We start from the raw sequence: 21,242 nt of genomic DNA on the forward strand, positions 1-21,242 counted from the left end.
AAGGGGGCGAACAAGCCTCCTTATTTTTTTGGCACCTTCAGAAGATGAGGGAACTTTTTATATATGACCAGCATGATGATCAGAATATACGCACAGTAAATGCTGATAGACAATAATTTATTGCTGGTAAAGTTAGCACCTGCAATGGTGACAACAACAATATTGGGGATTTTTCCTATGAAAGATGCAAAGAAAAAAACATGCCAGCGAACCTGACTCAGCCCGCAGATCACGTTCATTATAAGGGAAGGTATGACCGGTATCAGCCTTCCTAGTAAAACAGCGGTAAAAGCATTTTTGTTGAAGGAAGCCTCGTAGCTTTGTATGGCAGGATATGCCTGAACTTTTTTTCTGGCCCATTCTCTAAAACTGTACCTGGCGAGAAAAAACAGCAATATTGTACCAAGCATTGAGCCGGTCAGTGTAATCCAAATTCCATTTATCGTTCCGAACACAGCACCATTTAAAGCAGCAACCAAAGCAAACGGCACTATTGGGAAAAAAACATCGGCAGCAATCAGCAGCATACTAAAAAAAACGGAAAACATCCCTCCTGCTTTGATTGCATCAAGCCAAGCTTCTTTCTGAAAAAAACCGACTGCAATGATAGCACTAATCACAAGTATACCTATTACTTTTTTCAACATGTCTATGGTCACTCCCAACTTAGGTGATGTCAGGAGCCAAAACCTCCGTCATCTAAATTAGTATAACTGGTGCCATTTCAGCCGTTCAACTGAAAACCAGGTTAAGAACACAATTCTTTTTATTTTATAAAAAGGCTGTCCGTCCATCTCTCTGTTTTTTGCATTCTTAACATAGGGGGGGATAAAAATGGTAACCATAAAAAAGAATTTAATCCCGGTATCAAATGATAATCGTTCTGGCTATGTAATGACGCCTTAAGAGATAAGCTGTTTCCAGTGCGGATTCAGCTTATTTTATTTCCTTTGATTTGTGTGTTTTTCAGATTAGAAAGAAGGGAATTTAAAAATAAAAAAATCATCTGCTGCGTTGCAATGAAAGCAGAATGATATTCACTGAGGGGGACACGTTAACTATAGGAAAAAACAGTGTTAGCGAAAAAACTCTTCGTTGAACGAAGGAAAACAGAGGTATAACATTAAGGTGAGGCTTTTGGGGGTGTAAAGATGAAACATTTTATCATCCTTTTCTCTCTGTTGTTCGTTACAGCAGGATGCGAGGGAATGGGATACGAAGACGTTGTAGCATTTGGTGACAGCAATACGCGTGGCTCTAATTGGGATTATCGCGATTATCCAAAAGCACAGCAGTGGGTCAATATATTAAAAACAGCTGAGCGCGGTAACCTTGATATACTCAATGCGGGAATCGGCGGACAGACGACAGAGGATGCCCGTCTCCGATTTCAGACAGATGTGCTGGATCAAAAACCGAAGTATTTGTTTATTATGTTCGGCACCAATGACGCCGCCATACTCACTGAGGGGAAACCGAGAGTGTCGAAGCAGCGTTTTAGAGAAAATTTGGTTTATTTTATTGAAGAAAGCAGAAAACACGGGATCAAGCCAATCTTAATGACGTGTATCCCAATTATAGAAGGTAATGGGAAGCATCATCTGTTTTACTATTCCAGATATAAAGCAGCTGCTTTTGAACCAAAAGGCGGAGCAAGGAAATGGCACGACTCATACAACGATATTACAAGAGATGTGTCGAAGCGCCTGAATGTCCCTCTTGTAGATAACTGGAAGCATTTTATAGAAGCAGACGGCGGAACAGCAACTGATGAAGCGCTTATCCAATCCGGTCTTATAGATCCTTCAGGCAATCATATGACACCTAAAGGGGCAAGGGTCGTATATGAAGGAATACAAGATGGGCAGATTCTGCAGCGTTGAGCCGGACAACCGCCTAGTCCGATTTATTTCTCCTACATAGGCTGTTATAAAACCTTATTAAGGAGGCGCTTCACATGTATGGCGCAGGCAGAGCATATGGATACGCTTTTATTGTTGTTTTAGTTGTTGTTCTCCTGGTTGTGGGCGGCATATACTGGTTAGCATAATAACCGGCCCTTTAAAACACCTCTTTTTAGGGGTGTTTTTTGCTGAAAACAGTAGTAAAGCGCGCAGCCAAAGTGATATAATATCAGTCATCTGAGTAAAAAAAGGAAATACGCCCGGAAAAAATAGACAAATTCCTATTAAGAAGATACGGAAATAATATGTCCGAGCGATCTTCTTTTTATTTCGTTTTCAATTAACTCGATAAAGTCCCGGTTTAAATTCATTTCGGTGGCTTTGAAATAAGATTCTATTAGTAATTCATCAGACAGTTTTCTCATGCTAGGAACCCAATTAATGGGAGAGGCACCTCCTTAAAAGTTGGAATCATTCATGATTTTAACGCATACAATGATAGGTTGCGTTCATCTGAGGTTGAAGTTATCTTTAATCTACCATGAAATGCATATAAGAACAATCGTTCTGTTATCCACACCAAAAAGTGGATAACTTGTGAGTATCGTGTTTATAATTTGTCTAAAGAGTGATGTAATAAGAGTGGATAGTGTGTGTAAATTTATCCACACCTGGTGAAGAAACCCAATTTTTGTCGAAATTTTTTTGCTCAGTTTTTCTTTAGGCGCAAGTTCGATTTTTTTCGACAATCATATTAAGGAGAAAGAAAAGGGAAGGGTGCGGGTTTTGTTAAAAAAGTTTTTTTTACCTGACGAGTTTGTAAAAAATATTTTTCATATTACACCTGAAAAATTAAAGGAACGAAATGTAAAAGGGATTATTACTGATTTGGATAATACGCTTGTTGAATGGGACAGGCCGAACGCGACGCCGCGCTTGATCGAGTGGTTTGAAGAAATGAAGGAACACGGCATTAAAGTGACAATCGTCTCTAATAATAATGAAAGAAGAGTGAAACTTTTCTCTGAACCGCTTGGAATCCCATTCATTTATAAAGCAAGAAAACCGATGGGTAAAGCCTTTAATAGAGCGGTGCGCAATATGGAGCTGAAAAAAGAGGACTGCGTTGTCATCGGAGACCAGCTGCTGACCGATGTACTCGGGGGAAACCGAAACGGCTACCATACGATTTTGGTCGTGCCAGTCGCTTCCTCTGACGGATTCATTACGCGCTTTAATCGCCAGGTTGAACGCAGAATACTGAGTGCTCTCAAACGAAAAGGGCACATTCAGTGGGAGGAGTAAGAAATGGAAAAGGTTGTTTGCATCGGCTGCGGAGTGACGATCCAAACCGAGGACAAAACAGGTCTGGGGTACGCGCCGCCTGCATCGCTTACGAAAGAAAATGTGATTTGCCAGCGTTGCTTCAGACTGAAAAACTACAATGAAATACAAGATGTTTCCTTAACGGATGATGATTTTTTGAACATCCTTCACGGTATTGGGGAAACGGACTCTCTTGTCGTAAAAATAGTTGATATTTTTGATTTTAACGGCAGCTGGATTAATGGGCTGCAGCGCTTGGTGGGGGGGAACCCTATCTTATTAGTTGGCAATAAAGCGGATATTTTGCCTAAGTCACTGAAAAGAGAGCGTCTGATCCAATGGATGAAACGTGAAGCGAAAGAGCTTGGCTTAAAACCGGTTGACGTATTTTTGGTCAGTGCGGGACGCGGCCAGGGAATCAGAGAAGTAATTGATGCGATTGAGCATTACCGCAACGGCAAAGATGTCTATGTTGTCGGATGTACAAATGTAGGGAAGTCAACCTTTATTAACCGGATTATTAAAGAAGTGTCAGGTGAAGAAGATATTATTACAACATCCCAATTTCCTGGCACAACCCTTGATGCGATTGAAATTCCGCTGGATGACGGCTCAGCGCTTTATGATACTCCGGGAATTATCAACAACCATCAAATGGCGCATTATGTCAATAAGAAGGATCTGAAAATACTATCCCCTAAAAAAGAGCTGAAGCCTCGCACATTCCAGCTTAATGATCAGCAAACACTGTATTTTGGCGGACTTGCAAGGTTCGATTATGTATCTGGGGAAAGATCTCCTTTTATTTGCTATATGCCAAATGAGCTGATGATTCATAGAACAAAACTTGAAAATGCAGACGCGCTTTATGAAAAGCATGCAGGGGAATTGCTCACACCTCCGGGTAAAGATGAAATGGATGAGTTTCCGGAATTGGTCGCCCATACGTTTACGATAAAAGACAAAAAGACAGATATCGTTTTCTCTGGGTTAGGCTGGGTTACTGTCCATGACGCCGATAAAAAGGTAACTGCATACGCTCCAAAAGGCGTTCATGTATTTGTTCGGCGCTCATTAATTTAAGAAAAGGGGAGAGGAGTATGAAAAAGCTGTACGGAGTTATCGGAAATCCGATTGGCCATTCCATGTCACCTGATATTCATAACGCATCATTGAAAGATCTTGGGCTTGACGGACATTATCATGCCTTCAAGGTGGAAGAGAATGATCTGGAGGATGCGGTAAAGGGAATAAGAGCTCTAGGCGTACAAGGAATCAATGTGACTGTCCCGCACAAGGTTTCCATTATGGATTATTTGGATCATATTGATGAGAGTGCAAAAGTGCTCGGTGCCGTAAACACGGTCAGAAGAGAAGGAGACAAGCTTGTCGGATACAATACCGACGGGGAAGGCTTTGTGAAGTCATTAATGAAGGTATTAGACAAGCCCATCTCTGAACTGTCATTTTTAATGATCGGCGCGGGCGGAGCGGCGAGAGCCATCTTTACAACAATTGTCCGTAATAGCCCAAAAAAATTTGACATTTGCAACCGGACGCTGGAAAAAGCAAAGCGGCTTACAGAATCCACTCCCTCGTTTTACAATAAAGAAGCGTTAAGCATAAAAGAAGCAGAAGAACGTCTTGAGCAGTATGATGTGATCATCCATACAACGTCAGTGGGCATGTATCCGAACGTAGATGAAGTGCCACTTTCATTACAGCGTGCCGCAAGCAGTGCTGTCGTATGTGATATCGTGTATAATCCAATTCAGACTGCCCTTTTAAAAGAAGCAAGCCAAAAAGGCTTAAAAACACTCGATGGTGTGGGCATGTTTGTTGAACAGGCGGCATTATCCTTCCAATTGTGGACTGGACAAGAGCCTGATATTGAAAAAATGAGATCAATTGTAATAGGAAAATTAGGAGGAACAGAATGTTAACAGGTAAACAAAAACGTTTTTTGCGTTCAAAAGCGCATCATTTAACGCCGATTTTTCAAGTAGGTAAAGGCGGAGTAAACGACAACATGATTAAACAAATTGCTGAGGCACTTGAAGCGAGAGAACTGATTAAAGTCAGTGTTCTCCAAAATTGCGAAGAGGATAAAAATGATGTGGCGGACGCTCTTGTAAAAGGAAGCCGCTCTCAACTGGTGCAGACAATCGGCAATACGATTGTGTTATATAAGGAATCAAAGGAAAATAAACAAATCGAGCTTCCTTAAAGGTGGTTGAAATGAAGAAAATCGGAATTTTCGGAGGCACGTTTGATCCTCCGCATAATGGTCACCTCTTAATGGCGAATGAGGTGCTGTACCAGGCGGGGCTTGATGAAATTTGGTTTATGCCCAATCAAATTCCGCCGCATAAACAGGACGAAGACTATACCGACAGCTTTCATCGCGTGGAAATGCTGAAGCTTGCGATTCAATCCAATCCGTCCTTTAAGCTGGAGCTTGTTGAAATGGAAAGAGAAGGGCCATCATATACCTTTGATACCGTTTCTTTATTGAAGCAGCGTTATCCAAATGATCAGCTGTTCTTTATTATCGGTGCTGATATGATTGAATATTTGCCGAAATGGTATAAGCTGGACGAGCTGCTGAACCTCATTCAATTTATTGGAGTAAAGCGCCCCGGTTTTCATGTTGAAACCCCTTATCCGCTTCTCTTTGCAGACGTTCCGGAATTTGAGGTATCATCAACTATGATAAGGGAACGGTTTAAAAGCAAGAAGCCCACTGACTACTTAATCCCTGATAAAGTGAAGAAGTATGTAGAGGAGAATGGTTTATATGAATCGTGAGGAGGCACTTGCATGCGTGAAGCAGCAATTGACCGAACATCGATATATCCACACCATTGGCGTGATGAACACGGCGATCGAACTTGCGGAGCGTTTTGGAGCCGATTCTAAAAAAGCGGAAACAGCGGCGATCTTTCATGATTTTGCCAAATTCCGCCCAAAAGAAGAAATGAAACAAATTATTGCGCGAGAAAAAATGCCTGCGCATTTATTGGATCATAATCCGGAGCTCTGGCACGCTCCGGTCGGCGCATATTTGGTCCAAAGAGAAACGGGGGTCCAAGATGAAGACATTCTTGACGCCATCAGGTATCATACCTCAGGGCGCCCTGGCATGACACTTTTAGAAAAAGTCATTTACGTTGCTGATTACATTGAGCCTAATCGGGCATTTCCCGGTGTCGATGAGGTGCGTAAGCTTGCTGAGACAGATTTGAATCAAGCGCTGATTCAGTCCATTAAAAATACAATGGTTTTTCTTATGAAAAAAAATCAACCGGTTTTTCCAGACACATTTTTAACGTATAACTGGCTTGTGTCTGGCAACTGAACAGGAGGAATTTGTGAATGAACCAAAAGGCCATTTTAAAGCTCGCAGCTGCGGCATGCGATGATAAACGGGCAGAGGATATTTTAGCACTGGATATGGAAGGCATTTCTCTAGTTGCTGATTATTTTTTGATCTGCCACGGAAATTCAGATAAACAGGTGCAGGCGATTGCCCGTGAAATCAAGGATCAAGCTGATGAAAACGGCATTCAAGTCAAAAAGATGGAAGGCTTTGATGAAGCAAGATGGGTGCTCGTTGACCTTGGCGATGTGATTGTTCATGTCTTCCACAAGGACGAAAGAAGCTACTATAACCTTGAAAAGCTGTGGGGAGACGCTCCGCTCGCAGATCTTGACCTTGGAATGAACCAATGATTTATCAAGGTTTTGCAAGCGTGTATGACGAATTGATGTCACACGCGCCTTATGATCAATGGACAAAATGGATTGATGCATCTCTCCCGGAAAAAGGCCGTATTCTTGATCTTGCATGCGGCACGGGAGAAATCTCCATCCGGCTTGCCGAAAAAGGTTTCAAGGTTACAGGCATCGACCTCAGCGAGGAGATGCTTTCCTTCGCCCAGCAAAAGGTATCGAGTAGCCAGCCTATTCTATTTCTTCAGCAGGATATGAGAGAGATTACCGGCTTTGACGGTCAGTTTGATGCTGTTGCGATATGCTGTGACTCATTAAATTATTTAAAAACAAAAAATGATGTGATCCAAACCTTTAAAAGTGTGTTTCGGGTGTTAAAGCCTGGAGGCATTTTGCTGTTTGATGTTCATTCATCTTATAAAATTGCGGAAGTTTTTCCGGATAGCACATTTGCTGACCAGGATGAAGGAATTAGCTATATTTGGCAGAGCTTTGCCGGAAGTGAAGAGCTTTCTGTCATTCATGATATGTCGTTTTTTGTTTGGAACGGAGAAGCGTATGATCGTTTTGATGAGACACACGAGCAAAGAACGTTCCCAGTGGAAGAATACGAAGAAATGCTTAAGAACTGCGGCTTTCAGCTCTATCACGTGACTGCTGATTTTACGGATTCCGAGCCATCAGCACAATCAGAACGCCTATTTTTCAAGGCGCAGAAACCAAAAACCATCGTTTCCTAAAACGATGGTTTTTTAAAATGCTTTTTTATGCTTTTGCAGTACAGACAAAAGTATGGCATACTCGCCTACACATGAAACTGCTTTTTCACTGCTGAAATATCCTCCTCGTACTTCATATGAGTATTTTGAAATACCCGGTGAAACATATCCTGGACGCCGCTTTCCAGCGCTTTAATGCCTTCTCCCGTTACACCGCCTTTAACGCAAACCTTTTCCTGTAATGCAGGCAGGGTATACAATTCGGTTTCTAACAGTTTTCCCATTCCGACAAGCATTTCCTTACACATCAAAATCGCGTCCTGTTTAGACACTGACGTTTCCGATACAGCTGCATCTATAAACCGCTGAATCAGATAGCTCATAAAAGCGGGGCCGCAGCTTACGATGTCTGATGCGACTCTCGTAATGTCACTTTCAATTTGCAGCGGATGAGAGATATGCTGCATCAGCTCATTGATTTTCGCTTTTGCAGATTCGCCGCAGCTTGTGCCGAAAGTGACGAGAGAAACACCTGCCAGCGCCCTGTTCGTAATACTTGGGATCACTCGCGCCACTTGACATGGCACATATTGTTCGAGCTGTTCGGTTTGAACGGGGCTTGTAATTGAAATGAAAATATGATCTTTTCTTAAATAAGGTAGCGCTCTTGCCAGTAAAGGATATATATCAAGCGGCTTAACACAAATAAAAATCATCTCATTTTCAGAAACGAGCTTTTCGAGACTTTCGGTAACGTTGATGCTGTTGTAGCGGTTTTTTATGTGCAACGCTTTTTCAATTGTGCGGTTTGTGATTGTCATGTTTGAGGGATCGGCCGCTTTTGATTCAATAAATGATTCTATAAGGATCGTACCCATATTTCCTGTGCCGATAAAGCCTATCTTCAATGGTTTCCCCTCCTTTGAGCTATTATCCTCTAAACCATATGTGTTATGAAAATAAAATATGACGAAAGCGGGGAACATGCACGATGAATTGGGTGAATCAGCATAAGAAAACAATGATTTTAGCGGCTTCTGTAGCTGTTTTCACAGCGATTATAATCTTTCTGGCCAGCGGTAGAAACAAAGAGCCAGTGAAGCAGGCTGTACCAACTGAGACGGTAAATACGGAGGTAAAGCAGGAAGCAGTCAAAGATGAGTCAAACGAAGCAATTGTGATAGACATCAAAGGTGCTGTTCAGCATCCCGGCGTTTATGAAATGCGAACAGGGGACAGAGTATCTCAGGCAATTGAGAAAGCAGGCGGAACCAGTGAACAAGCAGATGAAGTGCAAGTGAATTTGGCGGAGATTCTGCAGGACGGGACAGTGGTGTACATCCCGAAAAAAGGAGAGGAAACAGCAGTGCAACAGGGTACGGGAGGAGCTGTCCAAAGCGGTGGAGGAAAGGGGGAGCTGGTAAATATCAATACAGCCACCTTAGAGGAGTTACAAGGCATCTCGGGGGTGGGGCCATCCAAAGCTGAAGCTATTATTGCATACCGGGAAGAAAACGGGCGTTTCCAGACTATTGAAGACATCACGAAGGTTTCAGGAATAGGCGAAAAGTCATTTGAGAAAATAAAGTCTTCCATTTCAGTAAAGTGATTTGACGGTCATGCATTATGATAGGTAAACTAAAGGTCAGGCAACACAACATTTGGAGGGAACAACGTGGAACGAATTTCATGGAATCAATACTTTATGGCTCAAAGCCATTTATTGGCGCTGCGCAGCACCTGTCCGAGACTATCTGTCGGCGCTACTATAGTCAGAGACAAACGCATGATTGCAGGAGGCTATAACGGGTCAATCGCTGGCGGCGTCCATTGTGCTGACGAAGGATGCTTAATGATAGATGATCATTGTGCAAGAACGATTCACGCTGAAATGAATGCGATTCTACAATGCTCTAAGTTTGGGGTACCGACTGATGGAGCTGAGATTTATGTGACGCATTATCCGTGCATTCAATGCTGCAAATCTATTATTCAAGCTGGTATCAAAACGGTTTATTATGCTGAGGATTACAAAACAAATCCGTATGCGCAGGAATTATTTGAACAGGCGGGTGTAACTGTTGAACAGGTTGAACTCGATGAAATGATCGTTGATCTGAAAAACAGGGAAAAGCTTTCATTTGTAGCGGGTCTTATAGGGAAATTGGCCGATGCCGGTTTAGCGGAGGAAGAATTGAAAAAGATACATGAACAGGCGAATACACTTTTCACGAGCTACGTGTGATGAATGCGTAATTCGCGTTTGTTATTGCCTTTGGCGGCAGCTTCGGCAACGGCTGGAATTACTGCCGCCGCTTATTTTCCCGCTATTTTTCTTTTCTTCCTCTTTCTCCTCATCATTTTAATCAAAACGAGACACACTTTCCTCACTTTTGTTTGTTTCTTTTCTTTTTTATTGTTTTTTTCGCTGTATGCAGTCACAGATTCTCAGAATGTCTCTTCCTATCAGCAGGGAACCTATCAATTCAAGGCAGTGATTGACACTATTCCCAAAATTGACGGTGACCGCATGTCTATGATGGTTAAAACACCTGATAGCGAAACATGGGCTGCTGCATATCGCATTCAGTCTGCTGATGAAAAAGAACGGCTGTTATACATAGAACCAGGAATGTCATGTGAATTGACCGGTACATTGGAAGAACCGAGACACGCAACTGTGCCAAATACATTTGATTATAACGAGTATCTTTATCGGCAGCATATTCATTGGAACTACTCTGTCACATCTATCCAAAACTGCAGCGAACCTGAACATTTCAAGTATAAGGTGCTCAGCTTGAGAAAATATATCATATCATTCACAAACAGCCTGCTGCCTCCTGATTCGGCAGGAATTGTACAGGCGCTTACAGTCGGTGACAGATTTTATGTGGAGGACGAAGTGCTTACCGCGTATCAAAAGCTTGGTGTTGTCCATCTCTTGGCGATTTCAGGGCTCCACGTTGGGATTTTAACAGCGGGTTTGTTTTTTATCATGATTCGTCTCGGTATAACCAGAGAAAAGGCGTCAGTTATGTTGCTATTATTTCTGCCGCTCTATGTGATGTTGACCGGCGCTGCTCCTTCAGTGCTTCGCGCCGCTTTAATGTCAGGTGTTTATTTAGCTGGAAATCTCGTCAAATGGCGTGTCCGCTCGGCAACGGCAATCTGCCTTTCATACATTTTCTTACTGCTCTTCAATCCTTATCATCTCTTTGAAGCCGGTTTTCAGCTATCGTTCGCCGTCAGTTTTTCTTTAATTCTTTCCTCTTCTATTTTTCAGCAGGTAAAAACCTCCTTGGGTCAGCTGGCAATTGTATCGCTCATCGCCCAGCTCGGATCGCTTCCGATTCTCCTGTATCATTTTCATCAGTTTTCAATCATCAGCATACCGATGAATATGTTGTTGGTTCCGTTTTATACGTTCTGTATTTTGCCGGGGGCTGTAGCAGGTGTTCTTCTATTAAGTCTTTCCGCTTCATTTGGCAGATTGTTTTTCCGCTTTTTTGATTTCTTGATAAGCTGGACCAATAAGCTGATTACAAAAATTGCAGATATTGATGTATTCACGCTTATCATCGCACATCCCGCACCTGTTCTGCTCTTTTTATTCACGGTCACGACCATCCTATTGCTGATGTCGATTGAAAAACGCTCCTTTTCGCAGTTGATGGTAACCAGCGGCATTTTCTGTACGGTGCTGTTTCTTCTCTTTGCATCTCCGCGTCTTAGTCCCGAAGGAGAAGTGGATATGATTGATATTGGGCAGGGGGACAGCATGTATGTAGGTGCTCCGCATCAGCGGGGACATGTCTTGATCGATACCGGCGGCACTTTGTCTTACTCGTCAGAGCCTTGGCGCGAAAAACAGCATCCGTTTTCACTGGGGGAAAAGGTGCTGATTCCGTTTTTAACTGCAAAGGGAATCAGGCAGCTTGATGCTTTAATTCTGACGCACGCTGACCAAGATCATATCGGAGAGGCGGAGACTTTGCTGAAGCAACATAAAGTAAAGCGCCTCGTGATTCCGAAAGGGTTCGTTTCTGAACCCAAAGATGAAAAAGTGCTGCAGGCAGCCAGAGAAGAGGGGGTGGCAATTGAAGAGGTGAAGCGAGGCGATGTATTGCAAATAAAGGATTTGCAGTTCCATATACTGTCACCGGAAGCGCCTGATCCGGCAAGCAAAAATAATTCATCTCTCGTTCTGTGGATGGAAATGGGCGGTATGAGCTGGATTTTGACGGGTGATCTGGAGAAAGAAGGGGAACAAGAGGTGATGAACGTGTTTCCGAATATAAAAGCAGATGTGTTAAAGGTGGGGCACCATGGGAGCAAAGGCTCTACCGGTGAAGAATTCATCAAACAGCTTCAGCCGGAAACGGCCATTATCTCAGCCGGGAAAAACAATCGGTATCACCATCCTCATCAAGAAGTTCTGCAAATATTACAGAGGCATTCTATCCGTGTGCTGCGTACAGATCAAAACGGAACGATCCAATATAGATATAAAAACAGAGTTGGAACCTTTTCTGTCTATCCTCCATATGATACATCAGATATAACAGAGACGAACTAAAAAAAGACTGCCGAGAAATCAGCAGCCCGGGCAGTCGCTGTTATGAACCAACCAGGTGAATAACCGTTGCCATGACAAACAAGAAGGCGAAAAATCCGAAGGACACAACAAAACCAACAGCTGAGTCTACAGCATCATTTCGTTTGCTTTGAACGTTTTTTTCAAAATCATTCAACTTTATCCCTCCTGACTGATTTAAGTATAATCGAATCGTTTTGAAAAATCTAGAAGCTTAGGTAACGTTTTCTGTTCTGGTGATTATCGCCTTTTTACAAGCTGTCCCGGGGGCTTGCGAACAGGCGTTTAATATAAATGGGGAAGCAGCAGTCAGGCTTCCTCTTTACTATTTTGTAAACTCAATTTAGGATAGAAGGGGATGATGAAAGAGAGGAAGTCGTACAACAATGGTATTTGATGTGTGGAAAAGCCTGAAAAAAGGAGATGTCCATCCGGTTTATTGCTTATACGGAAAAGAGACATATCTGCTGCAAGAAACCGTCAGCAGGATCAGACAGACGGTCGTTGATCAGGAGACAAAGGATTTCAATCTATCCGTTTTTGATCTGGAAGAGGACCCGCTGGATCAAGCGATTGCAGATGCTGAAACGTTTCCGTTTATGGGAGAGCGGCGTCTTGTCATTGTGAAAAATCCATATTTTTTAACAGGTGAAAAGAAAAAAGAAAAAATGGAGCACAACGTAAGTGCGCTTGAATCGTATATACAATCGCCTGCACCTTACACAGTTTTTGTCCTGCTTGCTCCGTATGAAAAGCTTGATGAGCGGAAAAAGCTGACGAAAGCGCTAAAGAAGCACGCGTTTATGATGGAGGCGAAGGAATTAAACGCAAAGGAGACAACAGACTTTACTGTCAACCTTGCAAAAACAGAGCAAAAAACAATTGGCACTGAAGCGGCGGAGCATTTGGTTCTGCTTGTGAATGGACATCTGTCATCGATTTTTCAGGAGATTCAAAAGCTCTGCACGTTTATTGGAGATCGTGAAGAAATTACGCTGGATGATGTGAAAATGCTTGTTGCTAGAAGCCTTGAACAAAATATTTTTGAGCTGATCAATAAAATCGTCAACCGAAAACGGACTGAGAGTCTGCAAATTTTTTATGATTTGCTTAAACAAAATGAAGAACCGATCAAGATCATGGCGCTTATTTCGAACCAGTTCAGGCTGATTCTGCAGACAAAGTACTTTGCGGAACAGGGGTACGGACAAAAACAAATCGCTTCTAATCTAAAAGTTCACCCCTTTCGGGTAAAGCTGGCGATGGATCAAGCGAGGCTTTTTTCAGAGGAGGAGCTCCGTTCTATCATTGAACAGCTTGCCGTCATGGACTATGAGATGAAAACCGGAAAAAAGGACAAGCAGCTTCTGCTCGAACTGTTCCTTTTACAGCTGTTAAAAAGAAATGAAAAAAACGATCCCCATTATTGAGGATCGTTTTTATATTATGCAGAAAGTCCGTTCACTTTTTTCGCTAGTCTTGATTTGTATCGAGCTGCGGTATTTTTGTGTACAAGACCTGTTTTCACTGCTTTATCAATACGTTTAGCTGCTTCAGTAAGAGCAGTTTTCGCTTTGTCAGCTTCGTTGTTGGCAACAAAAGCTTCAACTTGTTTGATTGCAGTACGCATAGCAGATTTGATTGTCGCGTTATGAACGCGGCGTTCGTTGTTTGTTTTTGTACGTTTAATCGCTGATTTAATGTTTGGCATGTGTTTCACCTCCTAAGATACAACCTGTAGCACAGTGTCTTAAGGTTAAATCTTCTTCACAATAGAACAAATTGTATTCTATCAAACACATCTTTAGATTGCAATATAAATGTAAAGTATTTTTCTTTGAAGGCTCTCTTTTTAGCATGATTCATTCAGCAAATGGCAACAATATAGGTACTTAATGTGAAGGAGGCCCCTGTATGAAAAAGAGTGAGCTGGATGTGAATCAGTATTTGATACGTACCGATTTGGCAGTGGAAACGAAGGAAGCAATGGCCAATCAGCAGGCTGTGCCGACAAAAGAAATTAAAGGGTTTATTGAAAAAGAGCGTGATCGCGGCGGCATTAAAATCCGCACAGTTGATGTTACAAAGGAAGGCGCGGAGCTTTCGGGAAAAAAAGAAGGACGCTATTTAACGCTTGAGGCACAGGGAATCAGGGAGAATGATTCGGAAATGCAGGAAAAGGTCTCTGCTGTCTTTGCAGAGGAATTCTCGGCTTTTCTTGAAAACCTTAATATCTCAAAAGATGCGAGCTGTTTGATCGTTGGGCTCGGCAACTGGAACGTGACACCTGACGCGCTTGGGCCGATGGCTGTAGAAAATCTGTTGGTAACAAGGCACTTATTTAAGCTTCAGCCGGAAAACGTACAGGAGGGGTATAGGCCTGTTAGTGCATTTGCACCGGGTGTCATGGGGATTACAGGAATCGAAACAAGCGACATTATTAAAGGTGTGATTGAGCAATCGAAGCCTGATTTTGTCATTGCTATTGACGCATTGGCGGCACGGGCGGTGGAAAGGGTCAACACAACCATTCAGATATCGGATACAGGCATTCATCCGGGATCTGGGGTGGGGAATAAACGAAAAGATTTAAGCAGAGACACACTAGGTGTTCCGGTGATTGCTATCGGTGTTCCGACAGTAGTTGATGCCGTGACAATTGCCAGCGACACGGTGGACTACATATTAAAACATTTTGGCAGAGAAATGAAGGATAACAGACCGTCAAGATCGCTTGTTCCCGCTGGCTTGACGTTTGGGAAAAAGAAAGTGCTCACTGAAGAAGATCTTCCAGATCAAAAGCAGCGCCAATCGTTCCTAGGTATTGTCGGAACCCTTCATGAAGATGAAAAACGGCAGCTTATTCACGAGGTGCTTTCGCCTTTAGGGCACAACTTAATGGTTACGCCGAAGGAAGTCGATTCATTTATCGACGACATGGCAAATGTTTTGGCGAACGGATTAAACACAGCGCTTCATGAAAAAGTATCACAGGAAAACAAAGGCTCCTACAATCACTAAACAGTTCTACTTCCTCTAGCTTGTTCATAGAGTAATTACTAGACAAGCGCTGGAGGGATTCAATGAGAAATAAACGCAGAAACAGACAAATTGTTGTTGCGGTAAATGGCGGGAGAGCGGTAAAAGCCATCTTTCTATTTATCGTAAGCCTTATCGTGATTTTTGTTCTATCCGGTGTGCTGACGTCTCTCCGGCCGGAACTCAGGCCGTCGTCCGACTCTTTTTATGGGATTGCTGAAGAATTGCCGGGTGACGTGTTTGCACACTTGCTGCGGATGGAAAACCATTATTTTGCGTCTGACCTTTCTGAAACCGACAGCTCATTTCATCTTTCGCGTCTTTCTTTAAAGCTGGCGACGAGCATTAACCTCGAAGATCCGCGGAGCTTTCTCGGCCGGGAACTGCCGGGGTTTGCACAATTTGATACCGAGATTCTGTTAGCTGGACAAGGCACGGATTATACGAATATGCCTGCGGAATCGCCGCCGCCGTCTAAGGTGATGGAGGAAGAAAGAGAAGCGAATTTGGCAGAGATTGAAAAACAGCAGACGCAATCAGACAATGCGCAAAAAGATCCGCCGAATCAAACAACAGGTGATAAAAAGGTCGTGTTTATCTATCATACACACAATACGGAATCATATCTCCCTCTATTAAAAGGCGAAACTAATCCTGATATGGCGCGCCATTCTAAAGCCAACGTCACGCTTGTAGGAGATATGTTCGGAAAAGCGCTTGAATCCCAAGGTATCGGGGCCACAGTGAATAAAACTGATATACAGTCGAAATTGAATAAAAAAGGCTTAAACTATGCCAGGTCCTATGATGAATCAAGACCGGTCGTGAAAGACGCCCTCGCTGCAAACAAAAATCTGCAATATATCATTGATATCCACAGAGACTCACGGCGAAAAAAAGACACGACCGCAACGATTAAAGGGAAAAGCTATGCCAGAGTATCCTTTGTCGTCGGGAAAAAAAGCAAAAACTTCGAAGAAAACTATAAAATTGCGAGCGAGCTTCATAAACTGATGGAGAAAAAATACCCCGGACTTAGCACAGGTGTCTTTTCCAAAGGTTCGCCAGGCGATAACGGTGTTTACAATCAGGATTTAACCGACAGAGCGCTTTTGCTCGAATTTGGCGGAGTAGATAATAATCTCGAAGAGCTGCAGCGTGCGGCTAACGCGGCAGCGGATGTATTCAGCGAAATGTATTGGGATGCTGAAAAGGTCAACGCGGAGAGCGGTGAGACGAAAAAACAATAAGAAATAGGTGGTTGATTTGATTGCATACTTTGGAAAGTGCTTACTGCTTGTCACGATCATGTTTTTAGGCGTTCTGTTTGGCATGCAGCAGGCAAACAACGGGATGCTGAGTATGAAAGGCTATCATGACCCTTCACTGAAGGGGGCGTTTACGCTCACCGACGGAAAAGGGAATGAAAAAGAAGCCTCGATTCTAGGAGAAACAGTCACAGCAAAAGATTTAGAAGAAAAACAAAAAGAGCTTGAACAGGTGGAAACATTCAATATGTTCTCAAAAGCCGGAAAAGCGCTTTCGGATACCGTAACCAATACTGCCCAGTCAATGTATGAATGGATACGGGATATGAATCAATAGGTAAGTGGAAGAGAAAAGCAGCCCAGATATGACGGGAACTTTTCTCTTTCTTGTTTTACATTGAATCTTTACAATCCTATTGATATAATCTAAGCTAGTGTATTTTGCGTTTAATAGTAGGAGTGATAGATTGTGACAGATAAAGAAAAGCGTTTAGAGAGGCAGTCGAGAATACGGAATTTCTCTATCATTGCCCATATTGACCACGGAAAATCGACCTTAGCGGATCGTATTTTAGAAAAAACGTCGGCAATCACTCAACGAGAAATGAAAGAACAATTGCTCGATTCTATGGATCTTGAACGTGAGCGGGGCATAACCATTAAGTTAAACTCTGTTCAGCTTAAATATAAAGCAAAAGACGGAGAGGAATATATTTTTCATCTGATCGACACGCCGGGACACGTCGACTTCACGTATGAAGTATCCCGAAGCCTTGCTGCCTGCGAGGGAGCGATTCTAGTCGTGGATGCAGCCCAGGGGATTGAAGCGCAGACGCTCGCCAATGTCTACTTAGCGCTTGACAACGATCTTGAAATCCTTCCGGTCATCAATAAAATCGACCTTCCGAGCGCCGAACCGGAACGCGTACGCCAAGAGGTAGAAGACGTTATCGGCCTTGATGCATCAGAAGCCGTGCTTGCTTCAGCAAAAGCAGGTATCGGGATCGAGGAGATTTTAGAGCAAATCGTAGAAAAGGTGCCCGCACCGACCGGAGATCCGGAGGCACCGCTAAAAGCACTGATTTTCGACTCGCTTTATGACGCCTACCGCGGTGTCGTGGCGTATATCAGAGTCGTAGAAGGAACGGTAAAGCCGGGACAAAAAATCAAAATGATGGCAACCGGCAAAGAATTCGAAGTAACAGAGGTCGGCGTGTTCACGCCGAAAGCGACTCCGACAAATGAACTGACTGTCGGTGATGTAGGCTTCCTGACTGCATCAATTAAAAATGTCGGTGACACACGTGTCGGTGATACGATAACGAGCGCTGCCAATCCTGCAGAAGAAGCGCTGCCGGGATACCGCAAGCTAAACCCGATGGTGTACTGTGGTTTGTATCCGATTGATACAGCGAAGTATAATGATTTAAGGGAGGCCCTTGAAAAACTTGAGCTGAATGATTCCTCCCTTCAATATGAAGCGGAAACTTCGCAAGCGCTTGGATTCGGGTTCCGCTGCGGATTTTTAGGCATGCTCCACATGGAGATCATTCAGGAGCGTATTGAGCGTGAGTTCAACATCGACCTGATTACGACAGCACCAAGTGTTATCTATGACGTGTATATGACAGACGGCGAAAAGGTCGTTGTCGACAACCCGTCCAACATGCCGGACCCTCAAAAGATCGAACGGGTTGAGGAGCCATATGTAAAAGCGACGATGATGGTGCCGAATGACTATGTCGGCGCTGTAATGGAGCTTTGCCAAGGAAAACGCGGCAATTTCATTGATATGCAGTATTTAGACGCAAACCGTGTCAGCATCATTTATGATATGCCATTAGCGGAAATCGTATATGAGTTTTTTGACCAGCTGAAATCAAGCACTAAAGGCTATGCGTCCTTTGATTATGAACTGATCGGCTACAAACCGTCTAAGCTTGTGAAAATGGACATTATGCTGAATGGTGAAAAAATCGATGCTCTTTCCTTTATCGTGCATCGTGATTACGCATATGAACGCGGAAAAGTGATCGTTGAAAAACTGAAAGAACTTATTCCGCGTCAGCAGTTTGAAGTTCCGGTACAAGCCGCAATCGGCCAGAAAATCGTGGCCCGCTCTACCATAAAAGCAATGCGTAAAAACGTATTGGCTAAATGTTACGGAGGGGACATCTCTCGTAAACGGAAACTTCTTGAAAAACAAAAAGAAGGAAAACGCCGTATGAAGCAGGTCGGCTCAGTTGAAGTCCCGCAAGAAGCATTTATGGCAGTTCTGAAAATGGACGACAGTCCGAAAAAACAATAGAAGCCGCCGCAGTCCTGTACTGCGGCTTCTTTCTGTAAAGAAGGTGAATCCGTTGAAATCAGCTTATATCCATATTCCATTTTGTGAGCATATTTGCCACTACTGCGATTTCAATAAATATTTTATTCAAAGTCAGCCTGTCGACGAGTATTTAAACGCACTCGAACAGGAAATGATAAATACATTAGCAAAAACTGGGCAGCCAGACCTCAAAACGATCTTTATTGGAGGAGGCACGCCAACCTCTCTGTCCGAGGAACAGCTCAAAAAGCTGATGGACATGGTCAATCGCGTGCTGAAGCCATCAAGCGATTTATCGGAATTTGCGGTTGAAGCGAATCCGGACGACTTGTCCGCAGAGAAATTAAAGATATTAAAAGAAGCAGGCGTAAACCGCCTCAGCTTTGGTGTTCAAACGTTCGAAGACGATCTGTTAGAAAAAATCGGCCGAGTGCACAAGCAAAAAGATGTATTCGCCTCTTTTGAAAGAGCGAGGGAAATCGGTTTTGAGAATATCAGTCTTGATTTAATGTTCGGGCTTCCGGGGCAAACCCTCAAGCATCTGGAACATTCCATAAACACTGCTTTATCACTGGATGCCGAGCATTATTCCGTATACTCCCTTATTGTAGAACCGAAAACGGTATTTTATAATTTGATGCAAAAAGGGCGGCTCCATCTTCCGCCGCAGGAGCAGGAAGCTGAAATGTATGAAATGGTGATGAGCAGGATGGAAGCTCACGATATTCATCAATATGAAATCAGCAACTTTGCTAAGGCAGGCATGGAATCTAAGCACAATCTGACGTATTGGAGCAACGAACAATATTTCGGTTTCGGAGCAGGGGCCCACGGATATATCGGCGGCACACGAACAGTGAACATCGGACCTGTTAAGCATTACATTGACCTGATTGCTGAAAAGGGTTTTCCGTACAGAGATACACATGAAGTGACAACAGAAGAACAGATTGAGGAAGAAATGTTTTTAGGTTTGAGAAAAACAGCCGGTGTCAGCAAAAAACGATTCACAGAAAAATACGGCCGTTCCCTGGATGGACTTTTCCCAAACATATTAAAAGACCTCGCTGAAAAAGGGCTGATTCACAATTCGGAGTCTGCCGTTTATTTGACTCACCAAGGGAAATTATTAGGCAATGAAGTTTTTGGCGCTTTTTTGGGTGAGTTATAATTGACATTTTTCTTGTGGTTTGATACTTTTGTTATAGAATTAGCACTCACTTATTGAGAGTGCTAACAGGGGTGATGATGATGTTAACAAATCGTCAGCTGCTGATCCTTCAGGTTATAATCAACGATTTTATTAAATCGGCACAGCCGGTAGGATCGAGAACTCTTTCGAAAAAAGATGAAATCACATTTAGCTCTGCAACAATTAGAAACGAGATGGCTGACTTGGAGGAATTGGGCTTTATTGAAAAAACCCATTCATCCTCAGGGCGTGTTCCGTCAGAAAAAGGGTATCGGTACTATGTTGACCATTTGCTGTCACCCGTTAAACTGACGAAAAGCGACCTGGACCAAATCCACTCGATCTTCAAAGAGAAAATTTTCGAGCTGGAGAAGACAGTTCAAAAATCAGCGCAAATTTTGTCCGATCTGACGAATTACACATCCATCGTACTCGGGCCGAAGCTGAGTGAGAATTACCTTAAACAGATTCAAATCATACCGATTCAGCCTGATATGGCGGTAGCGATTCTCGTTACCAATACGGGACACGTGGAAAACAAAACGATTAACTTTCCGACCAAAATGGATCTGTCTGATATTGAAAAACTGGTAAATATACTGAACGACCGTTTAAGCGGCGTTCCAATGGATGAACTGAATGAGCGCATATTTAAGGAAGTTGTCATGTACCTAAGACAGCACATTAAGAACTATGACAATATACTCGATGCGCTTCGTTCAACCTTTCATTCCACAAATCACGTTGAAAAGTTGTTTTTTGGCGGAAAAATCAATATGCTGAACCAGCCGGAGTTCCATGATATTACCCGAGTTCGATCGCTGCTTTCATTAATTGAGAAGGAACAGGATGTTCTCAAGCTGGTTCAATCCCCGCACACGGGAATCTCGATTAAAATCGGAAAAGAAAACGACTATGAAGAGATGGAAAACTGCAGTCTGATTACGGCATCTTATTCCGTTGACCAAAAGCAGATCGGCTCAATTGCGATCATCGGCCCGACCCGCATGAATTATTCCAGGGTTGTCAGCCTGCTTCAGCATGTGACTTCGGACTTGTCAAAAGCATTAACAAGTCTGTATGATGAATAAGGGAATTTTGGCAAATTTTATCGAAGGGCAGCGCCTGCTCTTCTC

Annotated in this window: 25 protein-coding genes; 20 read left to right on the plus strand and 5 right to left on the minus strand. The window is 43.1% G+C overall.

Annotation, left to right across the window (positions count from 1 at the left end):
- Positions 1 to 20: 20 nt before the first annotated feature.
- Entirely contained in the window at positions 21 to 647 is a 627-nt protein-coding gene (locus BLL41_RS15360) for a TVP38/TMEM64 family protein (RefSeq protein ID WP_071578523.1), read from the minus strand.
- 504 nt (positions 648 to 1,151) lie between these two features.
- On the opposite strand from BLL41_RS15360, the gene BLL41_RS15365 reads away from it, so the two are divergent.
- Positions 1,152 to 1,883, plus strand: a complete 732-nt coding sequence (locus tag BLL41_RS15365; protein ID WP_071578524.1) for an SGNH/GDSL hydrolase family protein — start codon at positions 1,152 to 1,154, stop codon at positions 1,881 to 1,883.
- A gap of 305 nt (positions 1,884 to 2,188) precedes the next feature.
- On the opposite strand, the gene sda is transcribed toward BLL41_RS15365, so the two are convergent.
- Entirely contained in the window at positions 2,189 to 2,329 is a 141-nt protein-coding gene (gene sda / locus BLL41_RS15375; protein WP_003226124.1) for a sporulation histidine kinase inhibitor Sda, read from the minus strand.
- 361 nt (positions 2,330 to 2,690) lie between these two features.
- Between sda and BLL41_RS15380 the strand changes: the two genes are divergently transcribed.
- Genes BLL41_RS15380 through BLL41_RS15415 form a run of 8 tightly spaced genes read left to right on the plus strand, consistent with a single transcriptional unit; the run spans position 2,691 to position 7,702 of the window.
- The gene (locus tag BLL41_RS15380) at positions 2,691 to 3,209 is read left to right on the plus strand and encodes a YqeG family HAD IIIA-type phosphatase (RefSeq protein WP_003226126.1); all 519 of its coding nucleotides are present in this window, start codon (positions 2,691 to 2,693) and stop codon (positions 3,207 to 3,209) included.
- A gap of 3 nt (positions 3,210 to 3,212) precedes the next feature.
- Positions 3,213 to 4,313, plus strand: coding sequence for a ribosome biogenesis GTPase YqeH (yqeH, locus tag BLL41_RS15385; RefSeq protein WP_071578525.1), 1,101 nt, complete (start codon positions 3,213 to 3,215; stop codon positions 4,311 to 4,313).
- 17 nt (positions 4,314 to 4,330) lie between these two features.
- The gene (aroE, locus tag BLL41_RS15390) at positions 4,331 to 5,173 is read left to right on the plus strand and encodes a shikimate dehydrogenase (RefSeq protein WP_071578526.1); all 843 of its coding nucleotides are present in this window, start codon (positions 4,331 to 4,333) and stop codon (positions 5,171 to 5,173) included.
- A complete protein-coding gene (yhbY, locus tag BLL41_RS15395) occupies positions 5,167 to 5,457 on the plus strand; it encodes a ribosome assembly RNA-binding protein YhbY (RefSeq protein ID WP_014664674.1) in 291 nt (96 codons plus the stop codon). The genes aroE and yhbY overlap by 7 nt, the downstream gene beginning before the upstream one ends.
- Positions 5,458 to 5,468: 11 nt before the next feature.
- Complete coding sequence (locus tag BLL41_RS15400) at positions 5,469 to 6,038, plus strand: nicotinate-nucleotide adenylyltransferase (protein WP_014477393.1); 570 nt, start codon at positions 5,469 to 5,471, stop codon at positions 6,036 to 6,038.
- Positions 6,028 to 6,588: a bis(5'-nucleosyl)-tetraphosphatase (symmetrical) YqeK gene (gene yqeK / locus BLL41_RS15405; RefSeq protein ID WP_071578527.1), complete on the plus strand. Its 561-nt coding sequence runs from the start codon at positions 6,028 to 6,030 to the stop codon at positions 6,586 to 6,588. Before BLL41_RS15400 ends, yqeK begins: the two co-directional genes overlap by 11 nt.
- A 17-nt stretch (positions 6,589 to 6,605) precedes the next feature.
- On the plus strand, positions 6,606 to 6,962 hold the full coding sequence (gene rsfS / locus BLL41_RS15410; protein ID WP_014664671.1) for a ribosome silencing factor: 357 nt from the start codon (positions 6,606 to 6,608) through the stop codon (positions 6,960 to 6,962).
- Positions 6,959 to 7,702, plus strand: coding sequence for a class I SAM-dependent DNA methyltransferase (locus tag BLL41_RS15415; protein ID WP_071578528.1), 744 nt, complete (start codon positions 6,959 to 6,961; stop codon positions 7,700 to 7,702). Before rsfS ends, BLL41_RS15415 begins: the two co-directional genes overlap by 4 nt.
- Before the next feature lie 65 nt (positions 7,703 to 7,767).
- Here the strand turns inward: BLL41_RS15415 and comER are convergent, their stop codons facing one another.
- Entirely contained in the window at positions 7,768 to 8,589 is an 822-nt protein-coding gene (gene comER / locus BLL41_RS15420) for a late competence protein ComER (RefSeq protein WP_071578529.1), read from the minus strand.
- Between the two features lie 83 nt (positions 8,590 to 8,672).
- On the opposite strand from comER, the gene BLL41_RS15425 reads away from it, so the two are divergent.
- The 3 genes from BLL41_RS15425 to BLL41_RS15435 all read left to right on the plus strand — a co-directional run bounded on the left by BLL41_RS15425 (position 8,673) and on the right by BLL41_RS15435 (position 12,260).
- Positions 8,673 to 9,290: a helix-hairpin-helix domain-containing protein gene (locus BLL41_RS15425; protein WP_071578530.1), complete on the plus strand. Its 618-nt coding sequence runs from the start codon at positions 8,673 to 8,675 to the stop codon at positions 9,288 to 9,290.
- A 66-nt stretch (positions 9,291 to 9,356) separates the two neighbouring features.
- Positions 9,357 to 9,926: a ComE operon protein 2 gene (locus BLL41_RS15430; protein WP_014664668.1), complete on the plus strand. Its 570-nt coding sequence runs from the start codon at positions 9,357 to 9,359 to the stop codon at positions 9,924 to 9,926.
- A 3-nt stretch (positions 9,927 to 9,929) separates the two neighbouring features.
- The gene (locus BLL41_RS15435; protein ID WP_071578531.1) at positions 9,930 to 12,260 is read left to right on the plus strand and encodes a DNA internalization-related competence protein ComEC/Rec2; all 2,331 of its coding nucleotides are present in this window, start codon (positions 9,930 to 9,932) and stop codon (positions 12,258 to 12,260) included.
- Positions 12,261 to 12,300: 40 nt separating this feature from the next.
- Here the strand turns inward: BLL41_RS15435 and BLL41_RS15440 are convergent, their stop codons facing one another.
- Positions 12,301 to 12,435: a YqzM family protein gene (locus tag BLL41_RS15440; RefSeq protein WP_003229983.1), complete on the minus strand. Its 135-nt coding sequence runs from the start codon at positions 12,433 to 12,435 to the stop codon at positions 12,301 to 12,303.
- A gap of 76 nt (positions 12,436 to 12,511) precedes the next feature.
- On the opposite strand from BLL41_RS15440, the gene BLL41_RS22655 reads away from it, so the two are divergent.
- The gene (locus BLL41_RS22655) at positions 12,512 to 12,625 is read left to right on the plus strand and encodes a hypothetical protein (protein ID WP_134975484.1); all 114 of its coding nucleotides are present in this window, start codon (positions 12,512 to 12,514) and stop codon (positions 12,623 to 12,625) included.
- A gap of 39 nt (positions 12,626 to 12,664) precedes the next feature.
- Positions 12,665 to 13,708: a DNA polymerase III subunit delta gene (holA, locus tag BLL41_RS15445; RefSeq protein WP_071578532.1), complete on the plus strand. Its 1,044-nt coding sequence runs from the start codon at positions 12,665 to 12,667 to the stop codon at positions 13,706 to 13,708.
- 14 nt (positions 13,709 to 13,722) lie between these two features.
- Here holA and rpsT read toward each other — a convergent pair whose 3' ends face one another.
- Complete coding sequence (rpsT, locus tag BLL41_RS15450) at positions 13,723 to 13,989, minus strand: 30S ribosomal protein S20 (RefSeq protein WP_071578533.1); 267 nt, start codon at positions 13,987 to 13,989, stop codon at positions 13,723 to 13,725.
- A gap of 203 nt (positions 13,990 to 14,192) precedes the next feature.
- Here rpsT and gpr point away from each other — a divergent pair, with 203 nt between their 5' ends.
- The 6 genes from gpr to hrcA all read left to right on the plus strand — a co-directional run bounded on the left by gpr (position 14,193) and on the right by hrcA (position 21,197).
- A complete protein-coding gene (gpr, locus tag BLL41_RS15455) occupies positions 14,193 to 15,299 on the plus strand; it encodes a GPR endopeptidase (RefSeq protein ID WP_071578534.1) in 1,107 nt (368 codons plus the stop codon).
- 62 nt (positions 15,300 to 15,361) lie between these two features.
- Entirely contained in the window at positions 15,362 to 16,567 is a 1,206-nt protein-coding gene (spoIIP, locus tag BLL41_RS15460) for a spore autolysin SpoIIP (protein ID WP_071578535.1), read from the plus strand.
- Positions 16,568 to 16,583: 16 nt separating this feature from the next.
- Entirely contained in the window at positions 16,584 to 16,922 is a 339-nt protein-coding gene (locus tag BLL41_RS15465) for a YqxA family protein (protein ID WP_014664663.1), read from the plus strand.
- Between the two features lie 132 nt (positions 16,923 to 17,054).
- Complete coding sequence (lepA, locus tag BLL41_RS15470) at positions 17,055 to 18,893, plus strand: translation elongation factor 4 (protein ID WP_003229999.1); 1,839 nt, start codon at positions 17,055 to 17,057, stop codon at positions 18,891 to 18,893.
- Positions 18,894 to 18,945: 52 nt separating this feature from the next.
- Positions 18,946 to 20,085: a radical SAM family heme chaperone HemW gene (gene hemW / locus BLL41_RS15475; RefSeq protein WP_071578536.1), complete on the plus strand. Its 1,140-nt coding sequence runs from the start codon at positions 18,946 to 18,948 to the stop codon at positions 20,083 to 20,085.
- An 80-nt stretch (positions 20,086 to 20,165) separates the two neighbouring features.
- Entirely contained in the window at positions 20,166 to 21,197 is a 1,032-nt protein-coding gene (gene hrcA, locus BLL41_RS15480; protein ID WP_003246126.1) for a heat-inducible transcriptional repressor HrcA, read from the plus strand.
- Positions 21,198 to 21,242: the final 45 nt, after the last annotated feature.

It is taken from the genome of Bacillus sp. FMQ74 (genome assembly GCF_001875785.1).
Taxonomy (GTDB): domain Bacteria; phylum Bacillota; class Bacilli; order Bacillales; family Bacillaceae; genus Bacillus; species Bacillus stercoris.

Excerpts from the sequence above, each read along its gene's own strand:
- BLL41_RS15360 (WP_071578523.1), bottom strand. The coding sequence starts at position 647 with ATGTTGAAAAAAGTAATAGGTATACTTGTGATTAGTGCTATCATTGCA.
- BLL41_RS15365 (WP_071578524.1), top strand. The coding sequence starts at position 1,152 with ATGAAACATTTTATCATCCTTTTCTCTCTGTTGTTCGTTACAGCAGGA.
- sda (WP_003226124.1), bottom strand. The coding sequence starts at position 2,329 with ATGAGAAAACTGTCTGATGAATTACTAATAGAATCTTATTTCAAAGCC.
- yqeH (WP_071578525.1), top strand. The coding sequence starts at position 3,213 with ATGGAAAAGGTTGTTTGCATCGGCTGCGGAGTGACGATCCAAACCGAG.
- aroE (WP_071578526.1), top strand. The coding sequence starts at position 4,331 with ATGAAAAAGCTGTACGGAGTTATCGGAAATCCGATTGGCCATTCCATG.
- yhbY (WP_014664674.1), top strand. The coding sequence starts at position 5,167 with ATGTTAACAGGTAAACAAAAACGTTTTTTGCGTTCAAAAGCGCATCAT.
- BLL41_RS15400 (WP_014477393.1), top strand. The coding sequence starts at position 5,469 with ATGAAGAAAATCGGAATTTTCGGAGGCACGTTTGATCCTCCGCATAAT.
- yqeK (WP_071578527.1), top strand. The coding sequence starts at position 6,028 with ATGAATCGTGAGGAGGCACTTGCATGCGTGAAGCAGCAATTGACCGAA.
- rsfS (WP_014664671.1), top strand. The coding sequence starts at position 6,606 with ATGAACCAAAAGGCCATTTTAAAGCTCGCAGCTGCGGCATGCGATGAT.
- BLL41_RS15415 (WP_071578528.1), top strand. The coding sequence starts at position 6,959 with ATGATTTATCAAGGTTTTGCAAGCGTGTATGACGAATTGATGTCACAC.
- BLL41_RS15425 (WP_071578530.1), top strand. The coding sequence starts at position 8,673 with ATGAATTGGGTGAATCAGCATAAGAAAACAATGATTTTAGCGGCTTCT.
- BLL41_RS15435 (WP_071578531.1), top strand. The coding sequence starts at position 9,930 with ATGCGTAATTCGCGTTTGTTATTGCCTTTGGCGGCAGCTTCGGCAACG.
- holA (WP_071578532.1), top strand. The coding sequence starts at position 12,665 with ATGGTATTTGATGTGTGGAAAAGCCTGAAAAAAGGAGATGTCCATCCG.
- rpsT (WP_071578533.1), bottom strand. The coding sequence starts at position 13,989 with ATGCCAAACATTAAATCAGCGATTAAACGTACAAAAACAAACAACGAA.
- gpr (WP_071578534.1), top strand. The coding sequence starts at position 14,193 with ATGAAAAAGAGTGAGCTGGATGTGAATCAGTATTTGATACGTACCGAT.
- spoIIP (WP_071578535.1), top strand. The coding sequence starts at position 15,362 with ATGAGAAATAAACGCAGAAACAGACAAATTGTTGTTGCGGTAAATGGC.
- hrcA (WP_003246126.1), top strand. The coding sequence starts at position 20,166 with ATGTTAACAAATCGTCAGCTGCTGATCCTTCAGGTTATAATCAACGAT.